General features: G+C 60.1%; 13 protein-coding genes and 10 pseudogenes. 13 read left to right on the top strand and 10 right to left on the bottom strand.

The features are described from left to right. Window positions 1–31 precede the first annotated feature (31 nt). Window positions 32–271, top strand: a pseudogene (locus ACVJ19_RS09745) (transposase domain-containing protein); the annotation flags it as partial. Window positions 272–400: 129 nt separating this feature from the next. Here ACVJ19_RS09745 and ACVJ19_RS09740 read toward each other — a convergent pair. Together ACVJ19_RS09740 and ACVJ19_RS09735 are read right to left on the bottom strand one after the other, a co-directional pair. After that, a pseudogene (locus tag ACVJ19_RS09740) lies at window positions 401–1,238 on the bottom strand (helix-turn-helix domain-containing protein); the annotation flags it as partial. Window positions 1,239–1,244: 6 nt separating this feature from the next. Beyond that, a pseudogene (locus tag ACVJ19_RS09735) lies at window positions 1,245–2,307 on the bottom strand (IS630-like element ISRj1 family transposase). A gap of 420 nt (window positions 2,308–2,727) precedes the next feature. Between ACVJ19_RS09735 and ACVJ19_RS09730 the strand changes: the two are divergent. The 5 genes and pseudogenes from ACVJ19_RS09730 to ACVJ19_RS09710 form a co-directional block, all read left to right on the top strand. Continuing rightward, window positions 2,728–3,780: a KamA family radical SAM protein gene (locus ACVJ19_RS09730; RefSeq protein WP_016848546.1), complete on the top strand. Its 1,053-nt coding sequence runs from the start codon at window positions 2,728–2,730 to the stop codon at window positions 3,778–3,780. A 7-nt stretch (window positions 3,781–3,787) separates the two neighbouring features. Next, on the top strand, window positions 3,788–5,410 hold the full coding sequence (locus ACVJ19_RS09725; RefSeq protein WP_014498635.1) for a gamma-glutamyltransferase family protein: 1,623 nt from the start codon (window positions 3,788–3,790) through the stop codon (window positions 5,408–5,410). Beyond that, complete coding sequence (locus tag ACVJ19_RS09720; protein ID WP_014498636.1) at window positions 5,407–6,270, top strand: 7TM domain-containing protein; 864 nt, start codon at window positions 5,407–5,409, stop codon at window positions 6,268–6,270. The genes ACVJ19_RS09725 and ACVJ19_RS09720 overlap by 4 nt, the downstream gene beginning before the upstream one ends. Beyond that, window positions 6,261–7,307 carry a D-alanine--D-alanine ligase family protein gene (locus ACVJ19_RS09715; RefSeq protein WP_011090946.1) on the top strand — a complete coding sequence of 349 codons (1,047 nt, stop codon included), beginning with the start codon at window positions 6,261–6,263 and terminating at the stop codon, window positions 7,305–7,307. Before ACVJ19_RS09720 ends, ACVJ19_RS09715 begins: the two co-directional genes overlap by 10 nt. A 552-nt stretch (window positions 7,308–7,859) precedes the next feature. Beyond that, window positions 7,860–8,111 (top strand): annotated as a pseudogene (locus ACVJ19_RS09710) (IS5/IS1182 family transposase); the annotation flags it as partial. On the opposite strand, the pseudogene ACVJ19_RS09705 reads toward ACVJ19_RS09710, so the two are convergent. Together ACVJ19_RS09705 and ACVJ19_RS09700 are read right to left on the bottom strand one after the other, a co-directional pair. Further along, window positions 8,099–8,648: pseudogene (locus ACVJ19_RS09705) on the bottom strand (transposase); the annotation flags it as partial. The pseudogenes ACVJ19_RS09710 and ACVJ19_RS09705 sit on opposite strands and share 13 nt — an antisense overlap. Before the next feature lie 142 nt (window positions 8,649–8,790). Then, window positions 8,791–9,120 carry a hypothetical protein gene (locus tag ACVJ19_RS09700; RefSeq protein WP_016848551.1) on the bottom strand — a complete coding sequence of 110 codons (330 nt, stop codon included), beginning with the start codon at window positions 9,118–9,120 and terminating at the stop codon, window positions 8,791–8,793. A gap of 335 nt (window positions 9,121–9,455) precedes the next feature. Between ACVJ19_RS09700 and ACVJ19_RS09695 the strand changes: the two genes are divergently transcribed. Further along, entirely contained in the window at window positions 9,456–9,779 is a 324-nt protein-coding gene (locus ACVJ19_RS09695) for a hypothetical protein (protein ID WP_014498641.1), read from the top strand. On the opposite strand, the pseudogene ACVJ19_RS09690 reads toward ACVJ19_RS09695, so the two are convergent. The 6 genes and pseudogenes from ACVJ19_RS09690 to ACVJ19_RS09665 all read right to left on the bottom strand — a co-directional run. Further along, a pseudogene (locus ACVJ19_RS09690) lies at window positions 9,688–10,322 on the bottom strand (transposase); the annotation flags it as partial. The gene ACVJ19_RS09695 and the pseudogene ACVJ19_RS09690 sit on opposite strands and share 92 nt — an antisense overlap. A gap of 147 nt (window positions 10,323–10,469) precedes the next feature. Beyond that, a pseudogene (locus ACVJ19_RS09685) lies at window positions 10,470–10,715 on the bottom strand (integrase core domain-containing protein); the annotation flags it as partial. 104 nt (window positions 10,716–10,819) lie between these two features. Next, on the bottom strand, window positions 10,820–11,581 hold the full coding sequence (istB, locus tag ACVJ19_RS09680; RefSeq protein ID WP_011090937.1) for an IS21-like element ISFK1 family helper ATPase IstB: 762 nt from the start codon (window positions 11,579–11,581) through the stop codon (window positions 10,820–10,822). An 18-nt stretch (window positions 11,582–11,599) separates the two neighbouring features. Continuing rightward, complete coding sequence (gene istA / locus ACVJ19_RS09675) at window positions 11,600–13,141, bottom strand: IS21-like element ISFK1 family transposase (RefSeq protein WP_011090936.1); 1,542 nt, start codon at window positions 13,139–13,141, stop codon at window positions 11,600–11,602. 162 nt (window positions 13,142–13,303) lie between these two features. Then, window positions 13,304–14,198, bottom strand: a pseudogene (locus tag ACVJ19_RS09670) (IS3 family transposase); the annotation flags it as partial. Between the two features lie 84 nt (window positions 14,199–14,282). Then, window positions 14,283–15,028: pseudogene (locus tag ACVJ19_RS09665) on the bottom strand (helix-turn-helix domain-containing protein); the annotation flags it as partial. Between the two features lie 108 nt (window positions 15,029–15,136). Between ACVJ19_RS09665 and ACVJ19_RS09660 the strand changes: the two are divergent. The 6 genes and pseudogenes from ACVJ19_RS09660 (at window position 15,137) to ACVJ19_RS09635 (ending at window position 19,681) form a co-directional block, all read left to right on the top strand. After that, window positions 15,137–15,349: an aldehyde dehydrogenase family protein gene (locus ACVJ19_RS09660; protein ID WP_014498644.1), complete on the top strand. Its 213-nt coding sequence runs from the start codon at window positions 15,137–15,139 to the stop codon at window positions 15,347–15,349. A gap of 246 nt (window positions 15,350–15,595) precedes the next feature. Continuing rightward, on the top strand, window positions 15,596–16,729 hold the full coding sequence (locus ACVJ19_RS09655; protein ID WP_453949208.1) for an FAD-dependent oxidoreductase: 1,134 nt from the start codon (window positions 15,596–15,598) through the stop codon (window positions 16,727–16,729). A 227-nt stretch (window positions 16,730–16,956) separates the two neighbouring features. Further along, a pseudogene (locus tag ACVJ19_RS09650) lies at window positions 16,957–17,695 on the top strand (IS6 family transposase). 15 nt (window positions 17,696–17,710) lie between these two features. Beyond that, the gene (locus tag ACVJ19_RS09645) at window positions 17,711–17,866 is read left to right on the top strand and encodes an NAD(P)-binding domain-containing protein (protein WP_018269530.1); all 156 of its coding nucleotides are present in this window, start codon (window positions 17,711–17,713) and stop codon (window positions 17,864–17,866) included. Between the two features lie 823 nt (window positions 17,867–18,689). Beyond that, window positions 18,690–18,962: a reverse transcriptase domain-containing protein gene (locus ACVJ19_RS09640; RefSeq protein ID WP_014498649.1), complete on the top strand. Its 273-nt coding sequence runs from the start codon at window positions 18,690–18,692 to the stop codon at window positions 18,960–18,962. Further along, window positions 18,923–19,681 (top strand): reverse transcriptase domain-containing protein, encoded by a 759-nt coding sequence (locus ACVJ19_RS09635; RefSeq protein ID WP_011090923.1) that lies wholly within the window; start codon window positions 18,923–18,925, stop codon window positions 19,679–19,681. The genes ACVJ19_RS09640 and ACVJ19_RS09635 overlap by 40 nt, the downstream gene beginning before the upstream one ends. Window positions 19,682–19,701 lie beyond the last annotated feature (20 nt).

Genomic DNA, 19,701 nt, shown 5'->3' with positions numbered 1-19,701 from the left:
AGCTACTGTCCGAATTTGCGGGGCCAGCTCTCTCGACGATGGTTGCGTTGAGTTGGACACCAATCCCGTCGAAAATCAAATCAGGCCGCTGACTCTGACGCGTAAAAATAGTTTATTTGCTGGTCACGACGAAGGTGGTCGTTCATGGGCGCGCATAGCTTCGCTCATCGCCACCTGCAAAATCAACAGCGTGGAGCCCTACGTCTGGATGAAAGCGACGCTCAAAGCGATCGCAACCGGTCACCCGCAGTCCCGGATCGACGAGCTGGTCGTTCGGCCGCACCTCGTAATTCTCCGTCGTTGCCGCCTCCATACCCCCCGCCAACGATTTGCAAACACGTTGATCAACAGACTGCAATCCCCACGCCAAACCTTTGCGAATGGGACGCGAACGTCGCTTACGGTTCTTCAGCGTCTGATGCCAGCGCTCGATCTTTCCCTGGGTCTGAGGATGGTACGGAGCGCCGCGCACGTGCTGCATGCCCTTCTGGTCGAGCCACTCGGCCAGATCATCCGCCACGTAACTCGAACCATTGTCGCTGAGAAGCCTTGGCCGGTGCGCGACGGCGCCGTCGTCTTGTCCTTGATCTCGTTCGCGGCCTTGATCACCACATAGACCGGGCTGGTGATGAGGTCATGCGCCTTCAGCAGCCGATAGACCGACGCCTCGGATACAAAGTACTTTCGTTCGTCGGTGAACCGCACGGCCAGCTCGCGTGGCGACAGCTCAGGTAACTCCAGCGCCAGGTCGATGATCTAGCCCCGCACATCGTCCGGGATGCGGTTCCAGACCCGGTCTGGTCGAGACCGATGATCGGCCAGAGCGGCGATGCCGCCCTCGCGGTAACGATCATGCTAGCGATAGAATGTGGCGCGCGGGATCCCGAGCTTGTCCAGCGTGCGCTTGGCCGGAGGTGCGATTGCTCGACCAAATGGATGAATCTCGGCCTTCTCTGAGGCGGGATACCTCATGCCTCGTCCTCCCCATCTCCGTTCATACTTTTTTTGAGCAGACGGTTCTCCAGCGTCAGATCGGCGACGGCCTCCTTCAAGGCGCCGGCCTCCCGGCGGAGGTCCTTCACCTCGCCGGAGGTCGCAGCTCGTGCCGTGTCGCCGGCCAGGCGGCGCTTGCCGGCCTCGAGAAACTCCTTGGACCAGCCGTAATAGATCGAGGCGGCAATGCCTTCTCGGCGACAAAGCTCGGAGATGTTCTCCTCGCCGCGCAATCCTTCTAGTACCCGGAATCAGAGCTGAGTGATACGGCGGCCTTTGAAACGGCGTTGACGGACCTTTTTCTTGGTCCAGACGAAGGGCTCGGCTCTGTCGTTGTATGCGTTGACGTAGGCATCGATGTGTTCCTGAAGCTGCTTGAGGCTCGTGAAGGAGGTGCCGCTGAGCGACTGCCCCTGCAAGGGAAAACCATACTTCGACCTGATTGAGCCATGACGCACTTGTCGGCGTGAAATGAAATTGCACGTTGGGGTGGGCCTTGAGCCAGTCCTCGTTCTTTTTATGGGTGTTGAGGTTGTCGAGGATGACGTGAAGCTTGCGGTTCGGAAAAGCCGCGGTGACGCTGTTCATGAAATCGAGAAACTCGACGCGGCGCCGGCGTTTTGAATGGGTCGCGATGATCTTTCCGGTGGCGACTTCGAGCGCCGCAAACAATGTTGTGGTGCCATGCCGCTTGTAATCGTGGCTTTGGCCGGTCAAGGCGCGGCCATTGGGCAACTTCAGATAACCCTGCGCTCGCTCCAAAGCCTGGATCGAGGGCTTCTCGTCCACGCACAGCACAATGGCCTTCGCCGGCGGCGCGACATAGAGGCCGACAACATCGGCGGCTTTGGCCGTAAAGTTCGGGTCGTTGCTCTCGCACCAGGACTTGCGAGCCACCAGGTCAATCTTGTGGCTGCGCAGGAACCGCCAGACATATTGGACATCGACATCGCCCAGCGCCTCGGCCAGCAGGGGGCCGGTCCAGCGCGCAAACCCTTGCGGTGGCGGCTTATCCAGCAGCTTCAGAATCCGCTTGTCGGTCGTCTTCGTATAGATCGGCTGCTTGCCAGGCCGCGGCTTGTCTTGCAGCCCTTCAAGGCCATGGTCGGCATAGCGATGCCGCCAAAGGCTGACAATCCGCGGCTGGACCCCAACTTCCTTGGCGATCGACCGGGTGCTGCGCCCATCCGCCGCCAACAGAACTATCCGCGCCCGCTTCAAATCGCGCTGCAACGTCACCGGTGAGCGACAGCACGCCTCAAGCACCTTGCGATCTTTCCTCGAAAGGTGGACTTCTCTTGCTTCGGGTATCATCCCGACCTTGAATCACGACTCACGTTCCAAGAAAAGTGGGTACTAGTATTCACTCGCGTCCGGCTGGTGACACAATGTCGGCAACCCGACTCTGCGTCTCGTGCTGCGCAGAAGAGACGCATCATCCTATTGTCATTGAAGCTTAACTACACAGAGTCTCTGGTGGCACATCAATTGCTAGTCCAGACTTTGCCCGGGGATCAGTTCCGGTCCACGCGCTGGGGAGAATCAGCTATGACGAACAAGATGCTAGGCCGATCTGCGCAAGCTCGCGTCGCCACCGGAAGACGTCCGGTGGTCGAGATACCGTCCTCATCACAAGATCAACAAGGAGTTGTTCATGCTGACAACCCCGGAGGCGCGGGTTTGCGCACCTCATCACGGCCTATCGCGCACGGCCTGCGGCCGCACACCGCGGTCATGAATTTCATCGAGGGCGCGCGCGCCATTACCGAGAGTGAGCTGCAAGCCAACAACATCACGCAGTATCACGCCACAAATTTTTATCGCGATCAGATCACCAACAGTGGCTACTACGACCAGCTTAAATACATTGTAGAGCCCACAATTGCTGAGTTCAAGAGTCCCGGAAGTCTTGACACCAGCGGCGAGCATGACAATACCGTCGTGCCCGGGCTTCAGCACAAATACGCGCAGACCGGTCTGCTGCTGGTAACGGACCGTTGCGCGTCCTATTGCCGTTACTGCTTTCGCAAACGCATCGTCGGCAAGGACTCCGATGAGATCGCGCCCGATTTCGCCCGGGTCGCGCAGTATATCGCCGGCCATCCTGAGATGACGAACGTGCTGCTATCTGGAGGCGACCCGTTCGTGCTCAGCACCGCTAAGCTCGGCAAGATTCTTGATCATCTGCTACCGATCCCGCACTTGGAGTCAATTCGATTCGGCACAAAAATAGTCGCCTTCGCACCCAGGCGGTTTGAGGATCCCGCACTCCCGGCGTTGTTCCGGCGGATCAGTGAAGCGGGAAAGACCGCAGTGATCGTCGCGCATTTCGACCACATCGGCGAGATCTCGGTCGATGCGGAGCGCAACATTCGCGCGCTACGCGCACAGGGCGTGCAGTTTCTGAATCAGTCCGTGCTTCTGGCGAAAGTCAACGACGATCCCGAAATCTTGGCGGCGACCTTTGCAAAGTGTCACCAAATGGGCGTCCGCCCTTATTATCTTTTTCAAGGCAGGCCGGTGAAAGGCGCATCGCACTTTCAGGTCTCGCTGCGGCGCGGTATAGAGATCGCGCGCGGCATCAACCGACGTCTCAGCGGTATCCAGAAGACGTTCAAATACATCATGTCCCATTACACGGGGAAGATCGAGGTTCTCGACCTTGGTGCCGATGGCCGCGTGTATATGCGATATCATCAAAACAAGATTCCCGAAGAACTCGGAAAGGTCTTTTCCCGGCGGCACGTCGAGGGCGCCTGCTGGTTGGACGATTTGCCCGAAGGCTGAGATCGAAATGCGCGCGATGCTGATGCCCAACTTGGAGCGCGTGGAGCTCGACGGCCCTGCCGCTTCCGTAGGGCAGCGCCACGAGGCTGTGGTGACGGCTTTCCCGAACGCTACCGAAGCCGGGGTGGAAATCCTGCGCGCCGGCGGAAACGCGATCGACGCCGCTGTGGCCGCCGCCTGGGCGCTTTGCGTGTGCGAACCCAGTGCATCGGGTCTGGGCGGGCAGACCGTGTTGCTCGTCCGTTTTGCGGATGATCGAATTCGGATCATCGACGGACATTCCCGTGCGCCCGCAGCCGCTTCGCTCGACACGATCAAAGCGGGCCAGCAGCGGCGCGGGTATCGCTCCTGCACGATTCCATCGACTCCCGCGACGCTGGACTGGGCGCACAGGAAATACGGCGTGCTCAGCCGCGAAACTGTGATGGCGCCAGCGATCCGCATTGCGGAAGAAGGCTATCCGATCACGCCATTGCAGCACCGACAAGCCCGATGGGTGGCCGATGATCTGCGAGCATCGCCGGCCGGTGAGCTGTTTCTCCAAGACGGTCTGCCACCGGAAATCGGCCACATGTTTCGACAACCGGAGCTCGCGGGCACGCTTCGCCGGTTGGCCGATTTCGGCACCGAGGACTTCTATCACGGCGGAATTGCCCGGCAGATCGCAGCCGATATGCGAGCGGCCGGCGGTCTCATCACCGAAGAAGATCTAGCAAGCTGCGGTCCGCCCGCACAGGTGGAGCCGGTTTCGACGTCCTATCGCGGCCATCGGATTCTCAGCATCCCGCCGCCTAGCGGCGGACTGCAACTCTTGTTTGCACTTAACATCATCGCGCAGATATCAGCGACAAACTCGGAGTCATCCGACGATAGCTGGCACGAAGCGATCGCGCTCGCGTCATCCGCCGTCTTTCGCGAGCGGGAGCTCCGCCCGTTGCTGCCCGATGATCTCATTCCGCAATCGCGTCAAGGGCGGTTGAGCGAAGATTACGCGCGGCAAGTCGCAGATAGCATCCTGGCGCCGCAAAGTACCAAAGAGCTCGCGACCGACAGTGCCGAAGAACCGGGCGATACGACCCATCTTTCGGTCTGCGATCGAGATGGCATCATTGTAGTGCTGACACAGTCTATCCAATCGGTGTTCGGCGCCAAGGTGGCACACCGGGATCTGGGTTTCCTCTACAACAATTATCTGTGCACGTGTCCCCGCCTTTCTCACCCCTATGAGCTCGGACCAGGTTGTCGACCGCGCTCGAACATGGCCCCAACGCTGGTGTTACAGGGCGCCACCGGCCGCCCGCTCCTGGCACTGGGCGCCGCCGGCAGTCGACGGATCATTTCGGCAATTCTCCATGTCCTAAGTGGAGTCATCGACTTGGGCTTGGATATCACGGACGCTGTGGCGGCGCCTCGCGTACATGGACTGGTCGGTCGCAAAGTCTGGATCGAGCGGCCGGCAGCCAGCAATGCCCTGTTGGCAAGATTGCGCGCCCGTAACCGCATCCCAATCGTCAAATCACGACTCAATTTTGCGATGGGTTCGGTCAACGCGCTCCAACTCATGACTGACGGAAGCGCGAAAGGCGCTGCCGATCCCCGGCGTGATGGCCTGGTGGAGGTGCTCTCTTGAGTGAAACGTGCAGAAATAAGAATGCCTCGGCGGACGCCGCGCCAAAGACCGATTGGTTGCTCGTGGGCCTCTTTGTCCTGCCGCTCGGCGTAGCGCTCGCCAAACTGCCGATGCTATCGACTTCGTCCATCAGTGCGAGTTTTGTTTCGCTCACAGAGTTACCGGCCCAGTTCCACAAGTCAGCCGAGAGCGTGGTGTTCGTCTCCTTGGGAGCTGTCTTCGTCGTACTCTTTCGCCTCACTCTTGGCGTCAGGGTGCTGGGGCTTCTTCGGCCGATCTTGTTGGCGATGGCTTTCGATACCGTCAGCATCCCGATCAGCCTTGCCTTCCTGCTGTTCGTACTCCTCGTCGTTGTCGCCTTGCGGCCGCTGCTCAAGACAGACCACAGTTACGCGCGAGTGGCTGTGCTGTTGAGCTTGGCGGCAGCGCTGCTGTTTGCGCCTTTGACCGCGGGGGAATGGTGGCATATCGCCTGGCTTCGTGAGATTGCGTTCTTTCCGGTTATCGCCTTGTGTTTGACCTGCGAAAGCTTCGCAAAAGTGCTCGACCAAAATGGAGTCCGTGAAGCGATCTGGCGCGCCTTCACGACGGTGTTGGCCGCCCTCATCATCGTGGCTCTATCGAGTTTGCCAGGCACGTTGGAACTCTTCCTGCGATTCCCGGAACTGCTGTTGGTGCAGGCCGGGTGCATTTTGCTAATCAACAAGTATCTCGATTTCCGCTTGTTGGAAGGAGTGAACCCGCTCGTCGCCTGGCCTTGGGGCGCGGGCACTCCAGGCGAGCCGTCCCTCTCGATCTGCCAAATCCAGGCGAATGAACGTGAAAGCCGGCAACATACAGGGAGCAGCTCATGCGGGTAGCCGTCGTGTGGAACGATGATCATAGGGGCGTGATCAACCACTTCGGTCAACCTTGCCCGGAGAAATACGGCCGCAAGACGGTCGAAAGCGTGGTGGCGGCACTGCAAGAGGGTAACCACGACACGCTGCTGTGCGAAGGTGATAAAGGACTGCTCGCGACGCTTGAGCGGTTCATGCCACCCGATTCGCAAGCCCGCCCTTCAGGGATCGTTTTCAACATGGCGTACGGAATTCAGGGCGAGTGCCGCTACACGCACGTTCCGGCCATGCTCGAGATGGCTGGCGTTCCGTACACCGGCTCCAGCCCGCTCGGGCACGCACTGGCGCTCGACAAGGCCATTACCAAACAGCTCATCCGCGATTGCGGCGTGCCGACGCCGAACTTTCGTGTGATGCGTAGGGGCACCGAGAGTACCGGCGATCTGTGCTTCCCGTTGGTAGTAAAGCCGCGTCATGAATCCACGAGCTTCGGATTGCAGCTCGTATATGAGCCCGCCCAGTTGAGACAGGCCGTAGAAGTGATCGTCACGCAATATGCGCAGGATGCACTCGTAGAAGAATACATCGAAGGGCGGGAGATCTGCGTTGCCCTGCTGGGAAACGGAGAGCTTGAGGCGTTGCCTCTGGTGGAGCAGGACTTCGGCGAGCGCGAGACGCGTCTTATCACTTGGGAAGACAAGATGCACATGGCGGTCGTGGAGCCCCAGAAGATTTGCCCGGCGCAGGTCGGGAGCAATCTCGCGACAATACTGCGGGATATTTCGGTTGCGACCTTCCGCGCCTGCCGCTGCCGGGATTACGCCCGCGTCGACATCCGGATCGACCGCTCCGGGCACCCCTTTGTCCTGGAGATCAACTCGATGGCCGCACTCGGTATCGGCGCGTCTTATGTCCTGGCCGCGAAAGCCGCCGGGTACACCTTCTCGAGTTTGGTCAACGGTATCCTCGACGTCGCCCACGCGCGGTATTTCGGAACTGGCATTTCCCAGGCCGAACAACCGTCAAATCGCGAGCGGATTTATTATGCCGCTGGGTAGTGTGTTGAGAGCTGTCACTTTTTGTCGATCGTATGGTTCGGCGGAGCAACAATAGCGATGTTTGCACAGGCAAATGGAGGGCGGTTTTCCTGCCGGACTCGAAACTGATGATGCAGACGATCGCTGAAGCTGTGCGCTCGGGTTGTTGGTGCCGGCACTTCCGGAGGGATGGGCGGAAACGGCTTGCGTGCGCGAAAGGACCTGGCGGGAAATGCGGCGACATATGCAGACCGCGATAACGACCGGTACCGACTGCCTCGTTATCTTAGCTTTACAGTTGGTGCGCCGGGAGACTGGCAAGGTGCATGGCTCGGATGTTTCAGGAGTCGTCATCTTTCGCAAGACGCTGCGACGAGATCAGCTCCTCAAATTCTTCGCTAGCCGCCCGTGAAGAATTCGGAAGCGATTGATACGTCGCGATGATTTAACCTGAGCAAGTATTCGATTTTGCAAGAAAGCCGGGGGGAGGGTCGGTTTCTTGCGTTTTGGGATACCGGATTTTGGTGGATCGTGATTCCTTTGACGGCAAGATTCGCTGTTGGAGAACGGGCCGTGAGTCAGCCGCGCGACGATCGCCAGGACGACCTATTTCGGGCTTCTCTGGATGCGATCATCAACCTTCGTCATCCGCTGGTGCGGCTTGCGGCGGAGATTGATTGGGATTTTCTGGCGAAGCGCTTCAGCTCGGTGTGTCGCACCGGGCCGGGCCAGCCGCCGCTGCCAACGAGGCTCGTGGCCGGGCTGTTCATCCTCAAACATATGCACAATCTGTCTGACGAAGCGCTGTGCGGGCGGTGCTTGGAATGGATGCCGTCGGCCCAGATGTAGATGTAGCGCTTCGCCGACAGATCGCGCTTCTGCCACGCGGCGTGCTCGTCAATCCGACGTCCTGCAGCCGGCCGATCGCGGATGCCGACAACCCGCCAGCATCGTTGCCGAGCAGCGCCGGCAGCGCCTCGGAGAAGTCGCCGGTCGAGATCCCTTTCAGGTAAAGGATCGGCAGCAGTGTCTCGATCGACTTGGAGTGGCGCATGTTGGCCGCAGCATCGACGGAGAGAACCGGCGCCCAGGTAGCGGCCGCCTCGCGAGCGCGTACACGCGGCCGGCGGACGGCGACCGGACCGATGCCGGCCATCACCTCGCGCTCCGGCAGGTGACCGTGGCGCGCGATGCGCTGGTGGCCGTCCGCGGTCTTCAAATCGGCATGCTGGCCGAGAAAGTCTGCGACTTTGGCCTCGACCGCCTTGGCGAGAAGGCACGTGCCCCGTTGCGCAAGACTTCTGTGAGTTGATCGTCAACGATTCCTGGCTGAATCGGCTGGATGACGTTATCGTTGGACACGGCATATCGCTCCTTCGGTGGAGAAGTGGAGGCGTCAAGCCCCCCCACGGGGTGCCGCCTTTGCGATTCCGCCGTCACCAACTTTCAGCGATAGCTCTCTTGCGCTTCCCGCGCACCGGCCGGTTCAATTCCAGAGGTGGCGCTACCTCACACCGATCTCATCCACCGCGTCCGCCAGCGTCCTCAGAAACGATTGGTGCCAATCATTTTCATCAGACAGCAGCCAAGCCGGTAGGCTGGCTACGTAGCGGCTCAGGGCGATTACGCCCGCAAGCGTAGTAGGCTTGGAGTGGATGAGCACGTCTGCATACTCCTCGAGAGCCAACCCTCTTTCCTCGCTGATCGCGTCGGCGGCATCAAACTCGGGACCTGCGACAAGTTTCGAGGATACCGATGCCGCGGCGGCGTGCTGCGCGGAAAGCTCGCGGTGACGCTCAATCACATCAAAAATCGTATCTAATTCAGTCGCCATGGCGCATTTGCCCCAGGCCACATCAGATCGGCACCAACCAATCTTGGTAGGTGCTTCCAGTCGTTCTCAGCGATACTGTCTGGTAGCGCCCTTGGAATTGAGCCTCTCGGGGAGGTGGTCGGTCTCGCTAATCCAAGGGCGAAGGCTGGCCACCGAAGTTTGCAGCGCGTGGTGGGGACAGCGCTTCCGGAGCCGTGAGCGCCGAGTCACCGCCGCCAACTTCACTGGCAGCGTGGGCGCGGCAGGAACAGCGGCGGGTTTTCACTCTCCACGGCGTCGAGTCATGTCCGCGTGCCTCCAAGTCCGCGTGTGCGCCGCAGAGTGGAGCAACCATGATGCCCACATTTATTGCCTCGTACGATCTAAAAGAGGCTAGGCCAGACCCGCACGAACACTTTCTTACAAATGCGATCGAGTACGGCTGGTTTCCCTGGATTCTGGACCATGACGACACTCTATTTACTCTTCCGAACACCACCTTGGAGGGTTCGTTTGTCGACCAAACGCAAGCGGTCGCAGCACTCAACGCAGCAAGGATAGAGACGGAAAAAGAGCTTGGGATCACGGTCATGATGGAAAAATGGATCGTTTCCCTCGGATGCGTTTTCGTTCTGCGAGGATCGCCTCGGCCCTGCCGAAGTAGGCATCGGCTGCTGTGAGGTTGTCGATGCTCTCATGATAACGGACGTGATTGTAGTGTTCGACGAAGGCCCGTACCTGACGTTCGAGATCACCGGGCAGGTAGTAGTTGTCGAGCAGGATGCGGTTCTTCAGCGTCTGATGCCAGCGCTCGATCTTTCCGCTCGATCTTTCCCTGGGTCATGGTACGGAGCGCCGCGCACATGCTGCATGCCCTTCTGGTCGAGCCACTTGGCCAGATCGTCCGCCACGTAACTCGAACCATTGTCGCTGAGAAGCCTTGGCCGGTGCGCGACGGCGATGTGGTCAAGGCCGGATACAGCGAGTGCCTGGTCGAGGGTGGCTGTGACGTCGGAAGCGCACATGGTGGGACCAAGCCTCCAGGCCACGATGTAGCGCGAGAAGTCGTCAAGCACGGTCGAGAGATAGTACCACCCCCATCCGGTGATCTTGAGGTAGGTGAAGTCGGTCTGCCAGAGCTGACTGACGGCCGTCGTCTTGTCCTTGAACTCGTTCGCGGCCTTGATCACCACATAGGCCGGGCTGGTGATGAGGTCATGCGCCAGAGCTGGCCCCGGTTGTTTGGACAGCGCCCCGCTGGATTTAAGTGGATTCCTGCCGGGTTATGCTGAACGCGAGGCTTTACGGTTTTGTCGTTGCGTCGGGAGGGCGTAGCCCGACCAGAGCGACGACAAAACCGTCGGCGACGGTCATGCGGCCATCACCATAGCTTGCGTGCCGAAGTAAGCCTCGTCGGGCGTGCGCCCGTCAAGGCTCGAGTGAGGGCGTCCCTGATTGTAGAAGGCCAGATACTTGGCAATTGACGCTAGCGCCTCGGACACGCTGTCGTAGGCGCGGAGATAAACTTCTTCGTATTTGACCGTGCGCCAGAGCCGCTCGACAAACACGTTGTCGCGCCAGGCGCCCTTGCCGTCCATGCTGATGGCGATCTTCGCGTCCAGCTGCGGATTTCACGGATCGTGAGCATCGATTTCGCGCGATCGTGAGCACTGAATTCAGACGATCGTGAGCAGCCCGCTACGGCCGATGGGAGATAGAGTCAGTGTTCTGGTTGGCCGTCAAGGGTGATGGTTTTGGCGCTGCGTTTTCGCATGCTTTCTCCGGTGAGCTGGAGGCGGTGGGCGTTGTGGACGAGGCGATCGAGAATGGCGTCGGCGACCGTGGGGTCCCCAATGGCTCCATGCCAGGTGTCCACGGGGAGCTGACTTGTGACGATGGTGGATGCGCGGCCATGTCGGTCCTCGAGGATTTCGAGCAGATCGCGGCGTTCCGCGGCGGTGAGCACCGATAGTCCCCAATCATCCAAAATCAGAAGCTGAGCGCGGCCGAGGCTTTTGAGGAGCCGGGCGTAACGTCCGTCTCCGCGCGCGAGCGCGAGCGCCTCGAACAGCCTTGGAACGCGATGATAGAGGACTGATCGGTTGTCGCGGCAGGCCTTGTGGCCGAGCGCGCAGGCTAACCAACTTTTGCCCAGGCCGGTTGCCCCGGTGACGAGCAAATTCTCGTGGCGATCGATCCAGCGACCTTCGACGAGTTTGGCGAAAACGGCGCGGTCGATGCCCCGCGGGGTGCGCAGATCGACGTCCTCGACGCAAGCAGTCTGGCGCAGTGCGGCGATCTTGAGGCGCGTGGTGAGCCGCCTGGTGTCGCGTTCGGCGGCTTCGCGGTCGACCAACAGGCCGATGCGATCTTCGAACGGCAGGGCTTCGAGATCGGGCGATCGGCGCTGCTCCTCGAAGGCCTTGGCCATTCCGGTCAGGCCAAGCTCGATCAGCCGTTCGTGGGTTGGGTGGTTAAGCATGCCGGGTCTCTCCTTGCTTCAGTGGAAGTAGTCGCGTCCGCGGATGTTGCCGTGGCGCAGGGGCTGGTGCTCGAAAGATTCGTCGAAGAACGTGCGATCGAGGCCGTTCTGGAGGATCGATCTAATCGAGGCGACGGAGCGCGCCTTGATGAGGATGCCCCTCCGGCAGGCTGCGTCGAGGCGTTCGGCGCCGTAGCTTTTGACGAGCGCCAGAATGCCAAGGCAGGTTCGAAAGCCTTGTTCTGGATGGGGCCGGGCGTCGATCACGGCCTGGAAAAACGCTGCTGTCGAAGGACCGATCCGCTCGCCGGCGGCGATCACCGCGGCGGGGGTCCATTCGCCGTAGCGGCGATGGGCGCTGGGCATGTGGTCGGCGATGGTGGTGTGTCCGCGTCGGTTGGGCGCGCGGGCATGGCTGGCGATCCGCTGGCCCTTGTGGAAGATCTCGACCGTCCGATCGTCGATACGGGCATCGACCAGCTCGCCAATCAGACGATACGGCGCGGAGTACCAATGGCCGTCGACCTCGACATGATAATCGGGAGCGAGGCGGCAGCGCTTCCAGCGTGCGAAGGCATAAGGCTGATCTGGCAGCGGGGTTAGCTTGGGTTTGTCGAGTTCGGCAAACAGTTCGGCGCGGCTTGAGCCGAAGCCACGCATTTGACGAGCATTGAGTTCGTCGACGAGTGTCTTGATGGCGGCGTTGAGCTCGGCCCGGGAAAAGAAGCGCTGATTGCGCAGCCGGGCCAGAATCCAGCGCTGGGCGATTTGCACCGCGACCTCGACCTTCGCCTTGTCTTTTGGGCGCCGCGGCCGTGCGGCGAGAATGGCCGTGCCGTAATGGCTCGCCATCTCGGCATAAGTGCGATTGAGGCCGGGATCGTAGCGGTCGGGGTTGCTGACGGCGGCTTTGAGGTTGTCGCAGACCACGAACGTCGGCGCACCGCTCAAAAACGTGAACAAGTTGACGTGGGCCCGGATCCAGTCGGCCAAGCTCTCGCTGGGGCAGGCCTCGGCGTAGGTGTAGTTCGAAGCGCCCATCGCCGCGACGAACAGCTTCATCGGCTGCACTTCCCCGGTCAGGGGATCGACGATGTCGATGGTGTCGCCGGCGAAATCCACGAACACCTTCTCGCCGCCCAGATGAATCTGCCGCATCGAAGGTCGGACCCGCCCCTTCCAGGCCTCGTAGGTAGTGCAGAACCACGTGTACCCGAAACCGTCGGGATTAACGGCGCGATACTCCTCCCAGAGCAGGCGACGGGTTACGTTGCGCCGGCGGAGCTCCTTATCGATGTAGCTCCAGTCGGGCACCGGCCGCTGCGGGCTCTGAGACGCTGGTCGTGGGGCTGGGAAAAGCAAAAGCTCCAGGTCTTCATCGGTCATTCCCTCCGGAAGCGGCCAGCTCAACCCAGCAGAGCGGGCGCGGCTCAGGTAGCTGTGCACAACGCCGTTGCTGACGCCCACGCTCCGCGCGATGGCCCGCTCTGGCAGGCCTTGAAAATGTTCTAACCGAAGGACTTCCTTGATCCGGCGCATCGACAATCTCTGGGTAGGCATTGGGCTTCCTCGTTAACCACGAGGTCATCCCTAAGCCGGTTGAGTTGTCGGCCGAAGCGCTGCAAGGCTCCGAAAGCCTTGCTCACGATCCCGCGAAATCGTTGCTCACGATCGTCTGAAATCTCTGCTCACGATCCCCTGAAATCCGCGCTCACGATCCCGCGAAACGCGCACGTCCAGCAGCACATCGGTGAACTCGAGGCTGGTGAACTGGCTGCCCTGATCCGTGTTGAAAATCTCGGGCCTGCCGTGCTTCGCCAGCGCCTCCTGGACCGCTTCGACGCAGAAGGCCGCCTCCATTGTGATCGAGACGCGATGGGCCAGGACCCGTCGGCTGAACACATCGACGACCGCCGCGAGATAGACGAAGCCACCCGCATCGGAATGTAGGTGATGTCCATTGCCCACGCATGGTCGGGCCGCTCGATCTTCAATCCGCGCAACAGGTACGGGTAGATCTTGTGACCCGGAGCCGGCTTGCTCGTGTTCGGGCGACGATAGACCGCCTCGATCCGCATGCGCTTCATCAGCGTCGCGATGTGGCGGCGACCGGCGTATACGCCCTCCCGCCGCAGCAACGATCGCAGCATACGCGCTCCCGCGAAGGGATAATCGAGATGCAGCTCATCGAGCCGACGCATCAAGGCAAGGTCCTCGGCCGAAACTGGCCGAGGTTCATAGTAGACCGTGCTGCGAGCCAGCTTCAGGACCTTCGCCTGGCGCACGATAGAAAGATCATGACCGCGGTCGATCATCGCTTTGCGCTCAGCAGGCCCGCCTTGGTGAGCGCGCCGGACAAAAAATCGTTTTCCAACGCCAGCTCGCCGATCTTGGCATGTAACGCCTTCAAATCGACCGGCGTCTCGGCCGATGTCTTGTCATGCCCAAACACGCCGGCGGCGCCTTCCAGGAGCTGGTTTTTCCAGATCGTGATCTGGTTCGGATGAACATCAAACAGTTGCGCCAGCTCCGCCAGTGTCTTGTCGCCTTTGACCGCAGCCAAAGCAACCTTCGCCTTGAATGCCGGAGAATGCGTCCGGCGGCTCTTCTTCGTCATCTTCGCTCCTGATTCGCAGCAAGAATCCTCGCCGCTGTCAGGCAGAAAATCCACTCAAGCTACTGTCCGAATTTGCGGGGCCAGCTCTGCCTTCAGCAGCCGGTAGACCGAGGCCTCGGATACAAAGTACTTTCGTTCGTCGGTGAACCGCACGGCCAGCTCGCGTGGCGACAGCTCAGGCAACTCCAACGCCAGGTCGATGATCTGACCCCGCACATCGTCGGGGATGCGATTCCAGACCCGGTCTGGTCGAGACCGGTGATCGGCCAGCGCTTCAACGCCTCCCTCGCGGTAGCGATCATACCAGCGATAGAATGTGGCGCGCGGGATACCGAGCTTGTCCAGCGTGCGCTTGGCGGGAAGATGCGATTGCTCGACCTGCTGGATGATCTCGGCCTTCTCAGAGGCGGGATACCTCATGCCTCGTCCTCCCCCTCTCTCACCCGACAGGTGAATGCGGAGCATTCACCTATAGAGCCCGTTCATGCTATTTTTGAGCAGACGGTTCTCCAGGGTCAGATCGGCTACGGCCTCCTTCAGGGCAACAGTCTCCCGGCGGAGATCCTTCACCTCGCCGGAGGTCGCAGCTCGTGCCGTGTCGCCCGCCAGGCGGCGCTTGCCGGCCTCGAGGAACTCCTTGGACCAGCCGTAATACATCGAGGCGGCAATGCCCTCGCGGCGACAGAGCTCGGAGATATTTTCCTCGCCGCGCAATCCTTCCAGCACAATGCGGATCTTCTCCTCCGACGAATAATGCCGGCGGGTTTGTCGCAGAATGTCTTTTAGAACTTGTTCTGCGGCACTTTGCCCGGTACGGATTTCTGCTTCATCTTCGCTCCTGGTGGCTACGATGAACCAGAAATCCTCCCTCCGCAAAATCCTTCAATTTGTCTCACAGGTCCTGACGGCGAACACCCTTCGACGATGAGGCGCGCGCCGTGAAGTTGGCCAACGACACCGAATTTGGGCCGATTTCCTACGTCTACACCGAGGACCTGAAGCGTGGTTTGCGCCTTTCCGGGCAAATGCAGAGCGGCATGGTCGCGCTGAACAGAGGACTTGCGTCCGATCGGGCGGCGCCCTTCGGTGGCAGCAAGGCAAGCGGCCTCGGTCGTGAAGGCTCGAACCGAAGGCATCAAGGAATACCTTGAAACCAAAGTACATTGCGGTCTCGCTCTAGCGCGCGATGGGTAGTCGTGTGCCGATCTTTGGACGAGCGGATCGAGCCCGACGACGTCATTGAAATGGATGTAAGCGGGATCGGTGTTGCGCTTGGTGGTGCTCGGCGAGAGCAGGATTGGTAGGTTACAGAATACAATGCTTTTCATAGAACGCGGCGGCCCCCGGGGGGTGATCGCCAAGAAATAAAAAAGATACCAACAAGTGGAGGAGGAGAAATGGGCGCGGTGAAGAAGGTTTTCATCGTAGGTGGCGGGATTGGCGGCTTGACGGTCGCCCATGCGCTTCAGCGGATAGGCGTATCTACCAGAGTCATTGAGATGGGAGATAAGCGTGACCGGATCGGCACCGGTATCACGCTGCTGGGGAATGCCTTGCGGGCACTTGCCGAATTGGGATTGGTGGATGCCTGCCTCGAAGGCGGCCTTGGTTGGGATACCGTGTCGGTACGCGATGGCGCGGGAACGATTCTGAGCGAACAGTCCTCACCAAGAATTTGGGACGCTGATCGTCCAGCCGCACTGGGACTCATGCGGCCACGTCTGGGACAGATTCTGGAAGACTTTGCGACGAAGAGCGGCGCGAAAATCGATTTCAACACAACGATCACCCGTATTGATCAGGACGATCGAGGGGTGACGGTTCAGCTATCGAACGGCGAGACAGATCGCGCCGATCTGCTGATCGCTGCGGATGGAGTCTATTCCAAGATCCGCCAGAGCATCTTCGGCGACGAGTTCAAGCCGCACTACGCCGGCCAAGGGGTATGGCGTTATACGGTTTCTCGCACCGAGGCGATGAATGGCTTCGTCCTGTACCGCCTTCCGACGGGCCGCGTAGTTGGCGCGCTGCCGCTATCGAAGGAATTGTGCTATCTATTCTTCCTGGAAAGCACGGACGAAAAGCTTCGTATTCCGCAAGATCGGGTGTGCGACTATCTCCGTAACCTGCTCGCCCCCTTTACGGCGCCCGAACTGGTCGCGGCTGCCGAGGTGATCGGCGAAGACAAGCACATAAGCTACCGCCCATTTGATGTCTTGATGATGCCAGCCCCCTGGCACCGTGGCCGTGTCGTGCTGCTCGGCGATGCTGCCCATTCGTTGATGCCGCAAATGACATCCGGCGGCGGAATGGCGATCGAGGATGCGCTGGTTCTGGCCCAGGAACTGAATCGCAACGACGATCTGGAGACTGCGCTCAAGACCTATTGCCGACGCCGCGAAGAAAGAGTCGGGCGCGTATACGACATTGCATACGCCATTTGCCGGGAAGAGCGCAAACCGGAGCATGGCCGCGACTATTCGATGGGCCTTCTTCGTGAAGGCTACGCGTTTCTGGCTGCGCCCGTCTGATTAGAAGCAGGCGAAGTCACATGGGAATTTGACGGACGTCGCTACCGCGGTGGATCGGCCACATCCGTGGACTGAAGGTAAACTCTGTAGCATTTTGGCCGACAACAAGCATGTCACGACAGGGGAAATGCATGACAAGACAAGCAGGTTCGTTGCAGGGATGGATTTTGACCTCCGCCCATGGATGACGGTGTTCGGAGTGGTCCTGCTATCGCCAGTCCTGCCACTTGCGCATTCGGGTTTTGTGCGAAATCCTTCATCATGAACGGTGGTTGTATTTCCGGTTTCCCTTAAGCTTGCGCTTGGTCAAGGAAATGCTGGCGGCGCGTGGCATTGGCATGACCTATGAAACCGTGCGCCAGGGGGGACGGAAATTCGGCAAGCTGTTCTCCGATCGGATCCGTCGAGCGCGCTCCCACCCGCGGTGACAAATGGCATCTGGACGAGGTCGTTATCTCGATCGCGGGCGAACAACATTGGCTCTGGCGCGCTGTCGACCAGAATGGCTTCGTTCTCGACGTCTTGATCCAGCGCCGAAGAGAGACTCGCGCGCTGCCCAGCGGCTCATGAAGAAGCTCTTGAAATCCGCCGGCACGCCGCCGCGCGTGATGATCACGGATAAGCTGCGTTCGTACGGCGCTGCGAGGGCGAAGATGGGCTTTCACGTCGAACATCGCCAGCACAAAGCTCTCAACAATCGGGCCGAGAATTCTCATCAGCCGACGCGGCGACGCGAGCGGATCATGAAGCGTTTAAAATCGTCCCCATCAGGCTCAACGGTTTCTGTCAGTTCACGATCAGGTCGCGAACCTTTTCCACATCCCCTATCCCGGAGCCGTCACGGCCGACTTCCGTCGAGCTTCGCGCGAACGAGCCTTTGCGACTTGGCGCGAGATCTCCAGGACAAGCGCTATCGCCGACTCTCGACCTCTGAGACTCGCCTCCTTCAGCTCGGCGATCGATTAGTTGACGATGCCTGCGATGGACCTCGGCTTCATCGGGCTTGGCCACATGGGTGCGCCAATGGCGCGGAACCTGCTAAAGGCTAGCCATCATCTCATCGTCTACAATCGCACGCGCAGCGATATTGAAGCCCTATCACTACTTTGGGTGCGCCGGGAGACCGGCAAGGAATAGATGGTGGAAGTCCATTGCGATGAAGGTGTAGCGAACCACATCGGCCCCGAGCCGTGCGCAGGCGTCCGCGAGGGTGTCGGCGAAGCGTCGGTAGGGGAGCATGCAGGCCAGCCATTGAGCCGCGAAACAGTGTTATCTCGGGAGCCGACGCTGTCCAAAGAGCGGAAGGCAATATGGGCGAGTGCGCAAACGCGAGCACCCGTCCAACCCGGCGTGGTCGTAGACCCTGGCATGTATGGAAGCTCCTTGTACGGGAACCGGGATATCTCCGGGTCGGCCATCTTCCTTCTCGGAGGAGATGGTCCGCAGCGGGAAGGCGAGGAGCTGTAGCCGCTGATGCACGACACGGAGAAGTCTGACTCTGGCATAGTAGCTGAGAAGCCAACGAACAAAGCCGGATTACTGGCGGCGGAGTGGGCGGAGCCAAGGCCGGGGACCAAGGGAAACGCGGAACAGCAGCGCATGCACCGGACACAGGGCCGGGCTCGCATGACCCAGTCGCTGGACCGCGTACGGACAGCCGCAAGGCTGAGGAAGAAGGACCGGTTCACCGCGCTCTTTCACCACATCAATGTCGATACACTGCGGGCGGCGTTCTTTGCGCTCAGGCGTAAGGCTGCTCCCGGAGTGGATGGCATGACGTGGGAGGACTACGAGGAAGATCTCGAGCCCCGGCTCGCCGATCTGCACAAACGGGTCCAACGAGGAGCGTATCGCCCGCAACCGTCTCGCCGGACGTACATACCAAAGGCAGACGGCAAGCAGCGCCCGTTAGCGATCGCGGCTCTCGAAGACAAAATCGTCCAGGGCGCCAACCGTCATCGTGCTCAACGCCATCTACGAAGGAGACTTCTGTGGCTTTTCCTACGGGTTTCGGCCCGGCAGAGGACCACATGATGCGTTGGACGCGCTCTGCACAGCGATCGAGACGCGGAACGTGAACTGGATCATTGACGCCGACATCCAAAACTTCTTTGGCGCAGTCAGTCAACCTTGGCTGGTTCGCTTCTTGGAACATAGGATCGGCGACAAGCGCATCATCCGCCTCATTCAGAAATGGCTGAAGGCGGGGGTGTTCTCGAAGACAGCGTCGTAGCCGCTGATGACAGGGGAACGGGTCAAGGTTCGGTGATTTCACCGCTTCTCGGCAACATCTACCTGCACTACGCTCTCGACCTGTGGGCCAAACGCCGGCGACAGCGCGAGGTCTCCGGCGGCATGATCATCGTGCGTTACGCGGACGATGTAGTAGTCGGCTTTGAGCGCGAGGATGACGCACGTCGTTTCCTTGACGCGATGCGCGCGAGACTGGAGGAGTTCGAGCTGACGCTCCATCCGGCCAAGACCCGCCTGATTGAGTTTGGTCGCCATGCGGCGGCTCAACGCAAGCAGCGCGGACTCGGAAAGCCGGAAACCTTTGCGTTCATGGGGTTCACGTTTATCTGCGGCAAATCACGCCAAGGGCGCTTCCAGCTTCAACGGAAGACCCGTAGCGACCGCTTGCGAACCAAACTCCGCGAAATCAAGGAGGAGCTAAGGCGCCGAATGCACTGGCCGATCCCTGCACAAGGGAAATGGCTGAGGCAGGTCTTGACCGGCCACTTTGCGTACTTTGCTGTCCCGACGAATGGCCGAGCGCTCAATGCGTTTCGGTTCTATCTGACCGATCTCTGGAGGCGGACGCTTCGGCGGCGCAGTCAGCGGACCTGTCTGACCTGGGATCGCATAACGCAGATCACCGATGACTGGCTCCCCAAGGCTCGCATCCTTCATCCATGGCCGAAGCTGCGCTTCGCCGTCAAACACCCGAGGTAGGAGCCCGGTGCCTTAATTGG

Source organism: Bradyrhizobium sp. USDA 376, from assembly GCF_054063675.1.
The sequence above is the reverse complement of the archived record's forward strand: the minus strand, read 5'-3'. Positions and strand labels throughout refer to the sequence as shown.